The sequence below is a fragment of the Paenibacillus sp. FSL H8-0175 genome, from assembly GCF_045040615.1.
Taxonomy (GTDB): domain Bacteria; phylum Bacillota; class Bacilli; order Paenibacillales; family Paenibacillaceae; genus Paenibacillus_AQ; species Paenibacillus_AQ odorifer.
Map to the genome: position 1 here is coordinate 111,999 of NZ_CP150299.1, position 13,467 is coordinate 125,465.

12 protein-coding genes and 2 riboswitches are annotated in these 13,467 nt (G+C 45.3%); of the genes, 4 read left to right on the forward strand and 8 right to left on the reverse strand.

Annotated elements, in window-relative coordinates; translation table 11 throughout:
• Positions 1 to 4 precede the first annotated feature (4 nt).
• From MHH46_RS00530 to MHH46_RS00555, 6 genes are all read right to left on the reverse strand, one after another.
• Positions 5 to 361: a cytochrome c gene (locus tag MHH46_RS00530; protein ID WP_036679962.1), complete on the reverse strand. Its 357-nt coding sequence runs from the start codon at positions 359 to 361 to the stop codon at positions 5 to 7.
• 127 nt (positions 362 to 488) lie between these two features.
• Positions 489 to 974: a GNAT family N-acetyltransferase gene (locus tag MHH46_RS00535; RefSeq protein WP_076187212.1), complete on the reverse strand. Its 486-nt coding sequence runs from the start codon at positions 972 to 974 to the stop codon at positions 489 to 491.
• Between the two features lie 189 nt (positions 975 to 1,163).
• Positions 1,164 to 1,655 carry a C40 family peptidase gene (locus MHH46_RS00540; RefSeq protein ID WP_036679958.1) on the reverse strand — a complete coding sequence of 164 codons (492 nt, stop codon included), beginning with the start codon at positions 1,653 to 1,655 and terminating at the stop codon, positions 1,164 to 1,166.
• 5 nt (positions 1,656 to 1,660) lie between these two features.
• Positions 1,661 to 1,803: riboswitch (cyclic di-AMP (ydaO/yuaA leader) on the reverse strand.
• A gap of 362 nt (positions 1,804 to 2,165) precedes the next feature.
• The gene (locus tag MHH46_RS00545; RefSeq protein ID WP_076130394.1) at positions 2,166 to 2,594 is read right to left on the reverse strand and encodes a C40 family peptidase; all 429 of its coding nucleotides are present in this window, start codon (positions 2,592 to 2,594) and stop codon (positions 2,166 to 2,168) included.
• Between the two features lie 57 nt (positions 2,595 to 2,651).
• Positions 2,652 to 2,790: riboswitch (cyclic di-AMP (ydaO/yuaA leader) on the reverse strand.
• 218 nt (positions 2,791 to 3,008) lie between these two features.
• The gene (locus tag MHH46_RS00550) at positions 3,009 to 3,839 is read right to left on the reverse strand and encodes a hypothetical protein (RefSeq protein ID WP_076130393.1); all 831 of its coding nucleotides are present in this window, start codon (positions 3,837 to 3,839) and stop codon (positions 3,009 to 3,011) included.
• Between the two features lie 11 nt (positions 3,840 to 3,850).
• Positions 3,851 to 5,857, reverse strand: a complete 2,007-nt coding sequence (locus MHH46_RS00555) for a M1 family metallopeptidase (protein WP_076195051.1) — start codon at positions 5,855 to 5,857, stop codon at positions 3,851 to 3,853.
• A gap of 103 nt (positions 5,858 to 5,960) precedes the next feature.
• Here MHH46_RS00555 and MHH46_RS00560 point away from each other — a divergent pair, with 103 nt between their 5' ends.
• A complete protein-coding gene (locus tag MHH46_RS00560) occupies positions 5,961 to 6,467 on the forward strand; it encodes a YwhD family protein (RefSeq protein WP_036679953.1) in 507 nt (168 codons plus the stop codon).
• A gap of 79 nt (positions 6,468 to 6,546) precedes the next feature.
• Here MHH46_RS00560 and MHH46_RS00565 read toward each other — a convergent pair whose 3' ends face one another.
• A complete protein-coding gene (locus MHH46_RS00565) occupies positions 6,547 to 7,020 on the reverse strand; it encodes an AbrB/MazE/SpoVT family DNA-binding domain-containing protein (protein ID WP_038568063.1) in 474 nt (157 codons plus the stop codon).
• A 204-nt stretch (positions 7,021 to 7,224) separates the two neighbouring features.
• Positions 7,225 to 9,291 carry a transglycosylase domain-containing protein gene (locus MHH46_RS00570; RefSeq protein WP_076195054.1) on the reverse strand — a complete coding sequence of 689 codons (2,067 nt, stop codon included), beginning with the start codon at positions 9,289 to 9,291 and terminating at the stop codon, positions 7,225 to 7,227.
• Between the two features lie 181 nt (positions 9,292 to 9,472).
• On the opposite strand from MHH46_RS00570, the gene MHH46_RS00575 reads away from it, so the two are divergent.
• The 3 genes from MHH46_RS00575 (at position 9,473) to argS (ending at position 13,403) form a co-directional block, all read left to right on the forward strand.
• Entirely contained in the window at positions 9,473 to 10,651 is a 1,179-nt protein-coding gene (locus tag MHH46_RS00575; RefSeq protein WP_076195056.1) for a hypothetical protein, read from the forward strand.
• 626 nt (positions 10,652 to 11,277) lie between these two features.
• A complete protein-coding gene (locus tag MHH46_RS00580) occupies positions 11,278 to 11,721 on the forward strand; it encodes a DUF1934 domain-containing protein (RefSeq protein ID WP_036679946.1) in 444 nt (147 codons plus the stop codon).
• A complete protein-coding gene (gene argS / locus MHH46_RS00585) occupies positions 11,718 to 13,403 on the forward strand; it encodes an arginine--tRNA ligase (RefSeq protein WP_036679944.1) in 1,686 nt (561 codons plus the stop codon). Before MHH46_RS00580 ends, argS begins: the two co-directional genes overlap by 4 nt.
• Positions 13,404 to 13,467 lie beyond the last annotated feature (64 nt).

The following is a 13,467-nucleotide window of genomic DNA, read 5'->3' on the forward strand; positions in this document are numbered from 1 at the left end:
TGGGTTACTTTTTCTCTGAGAGCCAGAGTGCGACGTTGGCGATCTCTTCAGGCGCTAGTTTCTCCTTAAAGGAAGGCATTTGGCCACGTCCTTTAGTGACGATGCTATAGATTTCCTCAGCGTCATGCTGGCCACCTTCATTCTGAAGACTTGGTCCAACTCCACCTTGAAGCTGATCGCCGTGACAGGTGATACAGCTGGCTTTCACGGTTGCTTCTGCCTTTGCTGCGTCCAGTTGAACTACCGGCATCGTGGGCTTATTTTCTTCCGCTACCTCTTCTTTACCCGGAAGTGTAAACATGAGTACTACCGCAAAGGCACAGGCGGCAAAAAACAAACCGCTCATGATCCATTTCTGCATCCCAATTCGTCCCTTCTATGTAAGCTGCTCCCTACATTATAGCTTATGGTGAAGCGTTATCATAGGGTTTGTGACAAAAAAATGAACGAGAATACAATCATTCTCATGAAATATATGGTATTTAATATCATTTGTCATAGACCATGCAATAAAAAGGTTTGTCTCCTGTAGGTGTGCGGCGTTCATACGTATCTGTAATCGTAAATCCACATTTTTGATAAGTTCGAATGGCGCGTTGGTTCCAGGTCAGGACTTCTAGATCTATCTCACGATCAGGATAACGATTCAAGGCTGTCTGGACGATGGCATCTACGAATAGTTTGCCTAAACCATGGCCGCATAGATCGGGGCGCATCCCAACTCCTAAACGAACGACTCCTTCCATCGGGAACAACTGTGCGAATCCGCACAAAATCTCTTGTTCATTTAATATGGAGATATATTGTTCCTCCCGGAGCTGCGGATCGCCAAACTCGATGCCAAGAGCCTGCATCTGCTCCCACGGCATCCAGCCATAAATATTATATGGGGGCGTATAGCTCCACTTACAAATAGCTTCTCCGTGAATTGCCTCCATAGGAACAACATGAAAAGTTACCGAGGGATTTATCATAAGGTCAACGATCTCCTTTCACGAGGACATTGCTATATTACTAATTATATACAAAATGGGGGAGGTTCGACTCAGAAACTTTATATGAGAGGAATGTTTTACAAATTATGAGAGGGGTAAATAAGTAATAAGACAAAAAAACAAGCTCTCCTCCAAGAGTTACCTTGGAAAAGAGCCTATGTACGTTACTTATTGGACATCATCATTGTCTTCCGATTCAGCAGCAACCGATTGGTAAGCGTCTGTGCTCATAATGCGCTTAGCACCAACGTAGCGTTTCACGTAGTAGCTATCACTCAGAGAGCTAATCGTAACACCGCGTGAGGTAGAAGCGTGTGCGAACTTACCTTCACCGACATAAATGCCGACATGGGAGACACCTTTGCCACTTGTATTGAAGAATACAAGATCTCCGGCTCTTATATCATCACGGGAGATTGCTGTGCCCATTTGATATTGGGAACCTGATTGGTGTGGAAGGTTAATGCCAATCTTATCAAACACATACATTGTAAATCCGGAGCAATCAAATCCGTTAGTGGATATACCGCCGGATACGTATTTAGTACCGATGGCCTTGTCAATCACTTTATCCATTTTGGAATCTGCGAAAGCGCTTCCTGCTCCGATGGTGAGGATGATGGAAAAGCTTAGTACTGCTGCTGCTAACTTCTTCTTCAAAAGTGTATACCCCTTCCAAATGCCTACGAGGTTAGCTTAAGGGTTCGGTTGAAGGTCCCCTATGACCCCTCTATATAATGGAGGTCAATTCACCCAAAGTTGGTTCCCCCGTTTTCCTAATAGTTAGGAAACTCGGCTCATACTGTTGATTAGGATTAGCTTGTAATCAATACATGACAAAACCTTTGTAAATAACAACTTAATGATTACAAAAATGTTACTAAAATCTCACTGCGCTAATTGTAACAAACAGAAAGCCGCTTGGCAATCGTTTTTAACATATTAATGCAGAAAAATTGGCATTTTTACGGTAGAAAGGCATATGTAAGCGTTAATAATGACCTAATTTTTAATATAATTGCAATTTTTATCAAATAAACGTGTTTCAATTGGGCTCTATTAGTGTAAAAATATATTATGGAAAAAAGAAAAACCCGAATTTGATTACGGGAATAATCAGATTCAGGTTCATATAGTTGTAATTATGAGGTTATAGTTGTGAGGAAGGTTTCAATCGAAGGCTACAGCTTGATAAGCTGAAGTACTCATTACTCTTTTAGCGCCAACATAACGATTGGCCCAGTAGGCCTGACTGAGTGAAGTGATGGTCACTCCACGCGAAGAGGACGATTGTGCGAATTTTCCGTTTCCAACATAAATGCCGACATGGGATACTCCATTGCCAAGTGTGTTAAAGAACACTAGATCACCAGAACGCAGATTGCTTTTGGATACAGCAGTTCCAACGCTATATTGAGCTTTTGATGTACGAGGTAAAGTAAGACCCACATTCTTGAATACATATTTTGTAAATCCAGAGCAATCAAATCCGGCAGTGCTTGTACCTCCGGTTTTATAGGCAACTCCAATAGTCTTTGAGATTACAGTGTCCATCTTAGAGTCGGCAAAGGCGCTTCCTCCACCAATAGATAATGCCATTACAAGTCCTAGCGCCGCAGCGACGCATTTTTTTCTTAAATTATGTCTTTTCAAAAGATGTACTCCTTCCAAGGCCTGCGAGGTTAGCTTAAGGGTTCGGTAGAAGATTCCCTATGATCCCTGTAAAGCGAGATCAATTCACCCAAAATATGGTTCCCCCACTTCCCGGTGCAAAGGAATTAGGCGTGTTAAGCACCAAGAGAATGACGTTTCGACAGTTACACTTACGATAAATACATTTAGTTATGTAGGAATCGTTTCAATTGATTACAAAATTGTTACTAATAGCACAGGACTTATTGTAACAGAGCTTTTATGATTTTGCAAATACTCTTAAGTTATCCGTAATGAGAAAAAGTCCCAGCTCCTGAATACAGGAATTGGGACCTTTTTATTATGTCAAATAAGGTTAATTTATTGTGGAAATGCTTTGCTACACCATAGATGATATTGTGCAGAGATTCCCCACATTTTTAAGAGCGTAGAAGGTAGTGGTGAGATTTGCCGTATTATAAGTGCCGGCAGGCCGGGACAGAACAGACCCGTCAGTCCGCACACTAGCAGTAAGAGCAAGCCTCCCGCACCAAGTACAATGGAAACACCTATAGCAGGAATCAGTGACCGCAAGCAGATGAACAGTGAGGAGAACATTCCTGTACCGCCGGTGTAACCAAACTGCATATATAGAAGAAACAGGCGCACGATAAAAATATATATAAGCCATGCCAATACGTATGGTACTAAATGAAGTAACAAAGTGTAGTTAAACAAAGAGGATAAGAACAGCCCGTACATTTTTGGAGCAAGCCAGTAAAGCGGCAGCAGGGTCAGCACCCATTCGATTAGGCTAAAGACTAAGACAGGTAGTCCATAGATCTTCATGCCGGGGAAAAAGAACAGCCCGCGCTCGCCCTTTCGCTCCTGGTGCAGCTCATGCAGCAATCCTGCCCTTATGAAAGGAGAAAGCAGAAGTCGCAAGACAACAAGTCCTAGAAGCATCCATAACCAAGTGCGTATCGCAGGGTCAGTATTCAAGCTGAACTGTCCCTCGATATAATACAACAGTCTGCCCATACCGCTGCCGCCGGCGTCTTTATCTGGATAGCGCAGTAGAATTGGAATAATAGCAGATCGGATGAAACCATACATAAAGTAGCCCCAGAGCAGTCGGTAGATGAAGAGCAGAATTAAAATATAAAATTGCTCCTTCATGCTTTGCCAGCCGCGGGTTATCGATGTTCTCACAATCATTCACCTCACCAGACAAGAGTTCCGAGCACGGTTTCAAGTAGTTTAGTTACACTTAACGTCCAGCGAGAGAGCGTCTTGGGCTCTATTTCCGCCAGCCTAAAGTTGTTTAAATGTTTGCTCTCCAATAAGATGGAATGCTCAGGGTCAATCTCAGCAGAGAGAAGAGGCTTATCGCTTAACAATTGAAACGTAGTCTCTGCTCCATCACCGTTCCAGACCCGCTGCACCGAAGAGCTGTCGGCGAATGTGAATTTCACGGGAACATCAACGTAATGGCTCCCTTTGTTTGAAATCTTCACTAATGATTCGTAGCTTTGAGCATCGCCGCTGTTATTTTTTTTAAAAGTAATCGTATCTACTGAGAAGTCAGGCGCACCATCACCATAAATATAGTCATCGAAATAGGCCTGCCATGATTTTTTGGTTACCTTCTCAACGACTTTCTGAAAATCTGACGTAGCGGGATGCTGGAAACGGAACTTACGAGCGTAGGAGGACATGATGCTGTTCATTGCTTTGGTACCTACCTGGCGTTCGATATCTTTAAGTACAAGCTTGCCGCGGATATAAACATTTCGGCTATAGGAATCCGCCCCTGCATATTTCCACGTTTCCAGATTTAACGGCTCAGGTATAGTTACCAGGCTGGCCTGTAAAGGCAAATTAGACTTGATACCGTATTCTTGTTCCATAAGTCTGTCTTCGGCATAGGAAGTAAAGCTTTCATCCAGCCAGGCCTCCTCGAATTCATTGCTGGCTACCATACCGTAGAAGTATTGATGGCCGATCTCATGAATGACGGTTCTTTCAAGTGAGGTATCTGGAGAAGAATCCGCGGCCCCAAAGGCTGTAATAAGGGTAGGATATTCCATTCCTCCCGCGCCGTTTCCCTCCTTAGGTGGGACGATAATAGACAGCGTAGAGTAGGGATAAGGGCCATACCATTTGCTGAAGTAGGTCAGGGCAGCCTTGGCAGCTTGAAGGTAACGCTCTTGTAAGTCTTTGTGCAGTGGGTCGAGATACACCTTAATTCGTACTCCAGGCACTTCCGGCGTAGAGAAAGCTTCCTCTGCTACTGTAAAATCAGGGGATGCAGCCCAAGCGAAGTCGTGGACATCATCGGCGTAGAACTGATATATTTTTTGATCTTGTTTGAGCTTGGCATTTTTTACAGGAAATCCGGTCGCAGCCACCGTATAGTTGGAAGGAACGGCAATCGTTACATTAAAGATGCCAAAATCACTGTAAAACTCAGAGGTCCCGTGATACTGATGCAGGTCCCAGCCTTCTTCTTTAACTCCGCGTGTGCCCTTAGGCTCGTATACACTAAGCTTAGGGAACCATTGCCCAGCCATAACGAAGTTACCTGAAGCACCCATGCGAGCAAAGATTTTGGGCAGCTGGACTTCATACTGAAGCTTAAGTGTTACACTTTCCCCACCATTAACAGGCTGAGGAAGATGTACCTTTAGAAGCGTCTTATCGTTGATATTGCCGTCATCAGGTTGAACATATTGCACTCTTTGCATTAGCGAAGTTCCCTCTGTCGTGCGCAGATCGGTCAGCGTCATATTTCCGAAGCCGTTCTCAGGCATGCTGTCGCCTCTGAGCGTCCCCCCGGATTCCTTCATAAAGGTGGTATCTGATGAGGCAAATGCATTTGGATACATGTGAAAATATAAATCACTTACTGGCTTTACTCCGGGGTGTGTCCAGGTTACTGTCTCAGAAGCTTTTAAGGTTTCTGTGTCAGGAACAAGCTGGACATCAATGTGATACTCGACTACCCGCTGGCTTAAAGCCTCCTCTGCCGGGACGGGTGCGCTCTCAGGCAATACCTGCTGTGGTACGGCTGCAGGCGCTGTGCCGCTAGAGGACTTGGCCTCTTTTGAAGCAAAGCTAGTAACAGAAGCTGTTGAGCTATCCCCTGAAAAGGTCCATATTCCTCCTCCCAGCAGCGCGAGGATGGCCAGGGTCGCAAAGATGATGTACTTTAATGACAGTGACTTCATAGTGTGATTCCTCCCGTGACAAGCATCTACGGGATGTATATGTTTGCAATCGCCGCATTATTAGCTAAAATTAAATTATTCGTAAGAGGAAGGGTGTGCACTCGTGGACAACATACAACCGGAGGGCAAGAAACAGATTGCCTTAAATATTGTGAACGCTAAAAGTAAACATAAAGGCTTTGGAGCAGGCTCTATAGATCTCAACAACGTTTCACCTGTCATTATTGATGGTGATGTGGCGGTTATTGATATCGGTGCCATGCATGCCAAGAGCAAGGTGGAAAAAGGAATTAAATTTTCCATGAATCGTGAAGATGTACCGAATGGAAGACAGGTTTGGGTGGTATGGGTAGCGGTAGACCGTACATTGGAAGCTCAATTTTATGGTGGAATCACAGCCTGTGAAATGTGGATTGATACAGAAGCGCGCCGCGGATGGAAAATTCTTGCCGAGCATGTCAATAAGCTGGATGCAGCTCTTAAACGCAAGATCGATGTGGCAGGGCTTGGAGCCATTGAGAAGTCGGCGCTCAAATCCCTTCTGATCTCTCATAATGAAGCATGGTGGAATGCATCCTCAGATGAGCTTAAAGCTGCACTGACTGAATAGTATAGGAGCCTCCAGAAGGGTTATCCGATATAAAAAAAGCTTCGACCTCCGGAAATAGGAGCGTCGAAGCTTTTTTAATTTATGATTTGCTTGTACTGCTAAGCTTGCGTTTGAGCTGACTCACTCTGGCTTGGCTAATCCCGAGGATTTCTGCAAGTTCTTTTTGGTTGGCATAGGGATGATCTTCAATAGCTTGTTCCAGACGTTGGCACATTTCCTCTGTCTTCGACTTTCGGATGCTGGTGTTGTGCTCTGGTGCCTCAACAACAAAATCCTCACGTGACTCTGGCAATTGAGACATGCGTTCAGGATCGACAATTTCTTTTAGACAGCTGCTACAAATAAACTGCTCTTTATAGTAGGTGACATGGTCGTGGCTTCTGCAAAATGTACACTCTGTCGAGGTGTACTTCCTAAGGACGATGATTTTTTCGTCTAAAACAAAAAATTCGATAGGATCACCAATGTCGATATTACGCGTCATACGGATTTCTGCGGGAACCACAATTCTCCCAAGACTGTCTAAACTCCGGATCATGCCTGTATCCTTCATCCCATGTCCCTCATTTACATCAATTTATTTTGGTTTCTAATAACTATTATAGCAGTAATTGAGAGTTAAGAGAATGGGGTAAGCATAATAAATAAAACGGTTACATCCCTTATGTGATAAGTGATATTTCAATTTGGAAATTCTGTTGTTACTACAATATATAACTTATAAAAAAGAAAAACCCCTTCAATATAAATGAAGAGGCTAATTCAACCACCAGCGTTTAATGTTCTTCCATAGGGAACGGTTCTCTTCAGCAGGATCAACCTTGCTTTGTATGTCATCGACAGCAGGAGCGGAGCCTGTCCCATGCAATTCGCAGTATTCGGTGGGCTCAGTTCCACTAATAAAGGTTTCCAGTTCTTTGTCGGGACATGCTGCTGTAGCAAGTTTACCGGATTGCGGATTGACGTATACGCTGACCACTCCATCTGGAATGGGGAAAATTTTTGGAGGGACATTTTCCAGCGCTTTTTCAGTAAATTGGGCGAAAATAGGAGCCGCACGCCGTCCGTCGGTAGTTGCGATGTCGCGCCCCTTGTCGTATCCAACCCAGACTGCCGTGGATAGCTCCGGGGTGAATCCTACCATCCAGCCATCTGTATCCGTAGTGCCGGTCTTGCCGGCTACCGGACGTTTGATTATGGAAGCCACCCGATTGCCCGTCCCCCCAGTCTCGAATACCCCCTCCATTAAACGAGTCAGGACATAGGCAGCTGAAGGTTCTACGACGGTTACTCCTTTGGGTTGAGGTGCTTCATACAGGACCATGCCATTTGAATCGGTTATTTTTAGAATGGCTGTGGTCGGCATTTTCTGACCGCTGTTTCCAATTACAGCAAAAGCCGCAGCCATTTCAAGCGGACTGATCGGTGAAGTGCCTAGTGCCAGCGAAGGTACGCTTTGAAGTGGACTGTCAATGCCCATCTTCGCAGCCATTTCGCTCACTTTATCCGCGCCGATCTTCATAATTGTATTAACAGCATAGATATTGTCCGATGCTGCGATAGCTTGCCGCATATTAATTTCACCCAGATACTTATCCCCAAAGTTTCGGGGCTGATACGTTTTGCGGTTGTTATCATAATGAAACATCGTTGGCTGACTATTGAAGACCGAAAGTCCTGTCATCTCTTTGGAAGAGAGTGCGGCCAAATACATAATCGGCTTAAAGGAAGAACCCGGCTGGCGTGTGGTGGCCAAAGCATGATTGTACTGGTTGGTACGATAATTTTTTCCGCCGACCATTGCTTTGATGTAACCGGTGCGAGGATCGATGGATACAAGCGCAGTCTCCAGATCACTAGTTTGATCCATCTCTGTGTCAACAGCATTTTCTGCGGCATGCTGCATGTCAGGGTCAAGGGTGGTATAGACATTTAGTCCGCCTTGCTCCAGCTCATCATTACTGATGTGGAGCGATTCTATAGCCAAATTGCGGATATAATCCCGGAAATAAGGCGCAGCTACAAGCGTATCCTTTTGCCCTTGCGGCTTGAAGTTTAAGTTCTCTTGGACAGCTTGTCCGGCTTCTTCCTGAGTGATATTACCTAAATTCGCCATGACGGTCAGGATGATTCTCTGGCGGTTTTTAGCATTGTCCATGTGGTTGTATGGTGAATAATAGGTAGGTCCCTTTGGAATTCCAGCCAGCATGGTACTCTCTGCCAGGTCTAAATCAGCTGCAGATTTACCAAAATACATCCGTGAGGCTGCTTCAATGCCGTAAGCACCGTGGCCATAATAGATATTATTTAAATACATGTTCAGGATTTCATCTTTGCTGTATTTCATCTCCAGCTGCATCGTATAGACAGCTTCTTTAGCCTTGCGCGTCCACGTTTTTTCATGGGATAGGTAGAGGTTACGTGCGAGCTGTTGAGTTAGCGTACTAGCACCCTGCGACCGGTTCCCCTCTTCCAGATTGACAAGAACAGCTCGTGCCATCCCTTTCAGATCAAATCCGGAATGCTCATAAAATTTACGATCCTCGACTGCTAGTGTAGCTTCAATGAGCAGGGGAGAAATTTGACTTAATTTGACGGGTTCACGGCTGCGGCCGTCTGAGGTAAAGGTGGCAAGAACATTGCCCCGGGAGTCAAACAGCTTGGAGCGCACATCATCGCTAATCGGTGGAAGATCTTTTTGATATAGATAACCGAGCAGAGCTCCGGTGGTTAATACAAATAATATGATCAAGGCTGCCAGCAGCCGAAATAAACGCCGGAAGCGGCTTTTTCGTTTCGGTGGATTCGTTGATTCGCGTGTCATGGCACCAGACTCCTTTCTTTCATATTATGGGGAAGGATCTGGAAGGATATTCATTAGGGATATGGAGGGTAACAAATTGTTTCTATTTTGTGATTGTTTAAGGTAGATAGGGTATCCTCTCTGGCGGTATAACAGAGTAGGGATTGTGAGTAAGGGTATATACATATTAGGAGGTGTCATCATGAAATGGACGAAAAGGATTCATAAGACGACAATAACCGCCCTCTCGGCGACGCTTATTATGGTTTCAGGCTGGAGTGCACCTGTAACTTCTGTACATGCTGCACCAGCACCAGCGACTTGCGGCACGGGAGATCACGGCTTGCTACAGGCCCTGCAAAACAAGCATTCAGGCGATGTATCCACACCGCTTAGCTTTTCTGATGTTCAGTTTTTGAATGGGAATACCGGACGGGCAGCAGGTAACGGATTTATGATTGGTACCTCTGACGGAGGTTGCCATTTTCAAGAGATCTATCAAGGCCAATGGAGCTTCAAACAATTCGATTTTCCCGATAATGTACATGGCTTTGCTCTTGCTTCTGTAGAGGAGGGGCAGGCTCAATATTTAATTGGTACCTCTAACGGTGGCTCGGAGTGGAAGAGACTTTCGAACAATGCCGTCAGCTTTGAAAGAATAAATTTTATCGATAGTAAGAAAGGTTTTGCTTATGAGAGAGCCGCCACGTTTTACACCAAAGACGGGGGGCTGAGCTGGAGTAAAATTTCCACCCCACCCAATACACGAGGCGCTTATTTTAGTGACCGGAATACCGGCTGGGCGGTTGTAATCGTGCCGGGAAGCGGATATCGGGTAATGAAGACCACAGATGGAGGGGGAACTTGGAGCCTTTCACTGAAGGCGGCTTTTGCCGAGCCCGAGTTTGGACAAATCTCCGCTAAGGGAGATCAGGTCGCTGTAGTGCTCTATGGCGGTACGGGGATGAGTCAGACCTCCTACTCGCTGTATGAAAGTGCGAACAGGGGGAAAAGTTGGAATCGTGTGATCGCTCAGGAAACTGCCGGCGGCGGACCTGCACCAGGCAGTGGCAAGGCTGAATTCAATAAAGGGCCAGCCGCTGGCAAACCCGGGAACCTGCAGCTTGTGGGAAACAGCACATCTTTTTTAGTGGGATTTTCTCCAGCAGCAGAGAAAGTGGCAGTTGGACGCTCTTATAACGGCGGTAAGCAATGGACTAATCTTCCGGAGCTCGCTGGTTATGACGGGGTAATCTCCTTCACTAGTAATAAAGAGGGCTGGCTCGCCATCCGTGAGCTTGATTACTCTTCCTTGTATGTGACCAAAGACGGCGGAGCTTCATGGGAAAGCAGGTTTTCTTTAAAAGTGATGACCCAATAATTCTCTTCAATAAAAAAATATAAGGGTCCGAAGTATTGTAAAAATCGCAAATAAACAGCAGAGCAGCGATTCTCCGGATACTTGGAGAATCGCTGCTCTGTATTTTTTATCCTTGGTTGCTTGCTTGAATAGTACCCTTATCAGTGGCCTTATCAGATCCCTCATCCTCGGAGGGGTACGGACCCAGTTGACGTTATTTGCAAATTTTCGGCCTTTGGGATAGGGTTTCGGACTCCAGTAACACTATTGCCTAGAAAGAGGTTCAAATGGGTTGCTTTTTATGCCAATAGCGACTAAGGGGTCCGTTATCACACCGAATATGGAATCATACTGCGTTTAAGGTCATCTATGTCCGATAGGTGCTTGGTAGGTGCAAATATAATCGAAGTAAATGATATACATAGAGAATGGACGTTCAAAGTGTGCTTTTAATCATCAATATGGTAATATTTTATGTGCTTATGAAGATATGCTTGATTCTGTATTGAAATGCTTCTTTGAACTGGATTATAGTGTACAATGGGAAAGCGAAATAGGCCTTTGATTAATATAAAAATGTTTAAGCTTTGCCATTAGACGTTTTTCTTATGCAGAATGCAGAGGCTTGCAGAATGGAGGAACGTGTGATGCCTGAAATACAGTCTGACAAATATGATGTCTCTATTACGCTCGTGAGCCTTCAAGATGGTCAGCGAAATGTTATGGAAGCGAATGGAGAAGTAACATCCAAGGGACCGCATCTATATATTCAATATGAAGAATTAGAGCAGGGTCCTCGCGGAGAGGAAGTTTCTGTTCGTACAACGATAAAGATTGCAGGCAATCAACTGAAGCTAATCCGCCATGGCGGGATTCAGTCGGAGCAGAGCTTTGAAGCTGGACGGCGTCTGCCAGGATTCTACCGCTCGCCATATACGCAGTTCAATCTTTCTACGGAAACGAACAAGCTGGAAGTTGTGCGCGAAGGGCGTTCTTTAACGGTTGCCTGGGAATATGATTTGTACGTTTACGAGGAATTGACAGGAAAGTTCGCTATTAGTTTGCATATACAGGAGGAACCGAAATTATGACACATAGTAAGAATCCGTTAGAGCTTGTAAATGAACGGGTAAAAGAAGCCATCGCCGATGCGATTGTGAATGCTGGGCTGGTTGCACCGGAAGAGGTTCCGGATATTGTACTTGAAGTACCAAGAGATAAGGCGCATGGTGATTTGGCTACGAACGCTGCTATGCAGCTGACCAAAATTGCTAAACGTAATCCACGCCAGATTGCTGAAGCTATTATTGAGCATTTGGATACGAGCCGAGCTTCTATTGAGAAAGCGGAGATTGCAGGACCAGGCTTTATTAACTTTACCCTGTCTAAGAATTACTTGTACCCAATCATCAGCCTTGTTGCTGAGCAGGGGGATGACTATGGCCGTATTAATCTGGGTCAAGGTCAGAAGGTTGAAATGGAGTTCGTCAGTGCCAATCCAACGGGTAGCCTACATTTAGGGCATGCCCGTGGTGCTGCTGTCGGTGATGCGCTGTGTAATGTGCTTGATTATGCAGGTTATGAAGTGACCCGGGAATATTATATTAATGATGCCGGTAACCAAGTGGCTAATCTGTGTAAATCCATTGAAACCAGATACCTTCAGGAGCTGGGACAAGAGGCAGAAATGCCGGAAGATGGTTACCATGGTGAGGATATTAAGGGTTTTGCGAAGGAGCTTGTGGCAGAAAAGGGCGATACCTTGCTCGAGATGAGCCCTAGTGAGCGCGCTGCTTTTTTCCGGACCTATGGACTTAATAAAGAGTTGGATAAAATCAAACGTGATCTAGGTCTTTTCCGTGTAAACTTCGATATCTGGTTCAGTGAAACCTCGCTGTATGAGAACGGAGAAGTACTGCGCTCGCTGGACGAGCTCCGTGATCGTGGAGAAGTGTATGAGCAAGATGGGGCAACCTGGCTGCAAACGACAAAATACGGGGATGATAAAGACCGTGTCTTGATCAAAAATGATGGCACATATACCTACCTTACCCCGGATATTGCTTATCACAGCGATAAGTATGGCCGCGGTTACGATAAAATGATTAACATTTGGGGCGCTGATCACCATGGTTATATTCCGCGGATGAAGGCGGCAATGTCAGCCCTTGGCAATGATCCTGAGAAGCTAGTGGTTCTGATTGCTCAGATGGTCAGCCTGTTCCAGAATGGTGAAAAGGTCAAAATGTCCAAACGTACCGGCAAAGCGGTTACGATGGAAGATTTGATGGAGGAAGTAGGGATCGATGCGATTCGTTATTTCTTCACCATGCGCAGCATGGATTCTCATCTTGATTTCGATATGGATTTGGCGATCTCTACTTCTAATGAAAATCCTGTATTCTATGTTCAATATGCGCATGCGCGTATTTGCAGTATTTTCCGTCAGGCAGAGGAGCAAGGGATTTCTATCCCTGATTACGCTGAAATTGACTTCTCCAAGCTGACAGCAGTGCATGAATATGACCTGCTGCGCAAAATTGGTGAGCTCCCGGCAGAAATCGCTGTTGCGGCTGAAGGTTATGCTCCACATCGCCTCATTCGTTATGTATATGAGCTGGCTGCGATGTTCCACAGTTATTACAAAGCTGAACGTGTAATTACTGAGGATGCTGCTCAAACCGTGGCGCGTCTTGCTCTGCTGGGCGCAACACGTACTACTATTGCCAATGTACTGCGTCTTGTCGGAGTTTCTGCACCGGATCGCATGTAAATCAACAGCAAACGACAAAAAATCCGCCTTCCGGTTTCCTGGGGGGCGGATTTTTCTTTGCTGC

Coding starts and splice junctions, on each gene's coding strand:
- MHH46_RS00530 (WP_036679962.1), bottom strand. CDS start 361: ATGCAGAAATGGATCATGAGCGGTTTGTTTTTTGCCGCCTGTGCCTTT.
- MHH46_RS00535 (WP_076187212.1), bottom strand. CDS start 974: ATGATAAATCCCTCGGTAACTTTTCATGTTGTTCCTATGGAGGCAATT.
- MHH46_RS00545 (WP_076130394.1), bottom strand. CDS start 2,594: ATGGCATTATCTATTGGTGGAGGAAGCGCCTTTGCCGACTCTAAGATG.
- MHH46_RS00555 (WP_076195051.1), bottom strand. CDS start 5,857: ATGAAGTCACTGTCATTAAAGTACATCATCTTTGCGACCCTGGCCATC.
- MHH46_RS00565 (WP_038568063.1), bottom strand. CDS start 7,020: ATGAAGGATACAGGCATGATCCGGAGTTTAGACAGTCTTGGGAGAATT.
- MHH46_RS00570 (WP_076195054.1), bottom strand. CDS start 9,291: ATGACACGCGAATCAACGAATCCACCGAAACGAAAAAGCCGCTTCCGG.
- MHH46_RS00575 (WP_076195056.1), top strand. CDS start 9,473: ATGAAATGGACGAAAAGGATTCATAAGACGACAATAACCGCCCTCTCG.
- MHH46_RS00580 (WP_036679946.1), top strand. CDS start 11,278: ATGCCTGAAATACAGTCTGACAAATATGATGTCTCTATTACGCTCGTG.
- argS (WP_036679944.1), top strand. CDS start 11,718: ATGACACATAGTAAGAATCCGTTAGAGCTTGTAAATGAACGGGTAAAA.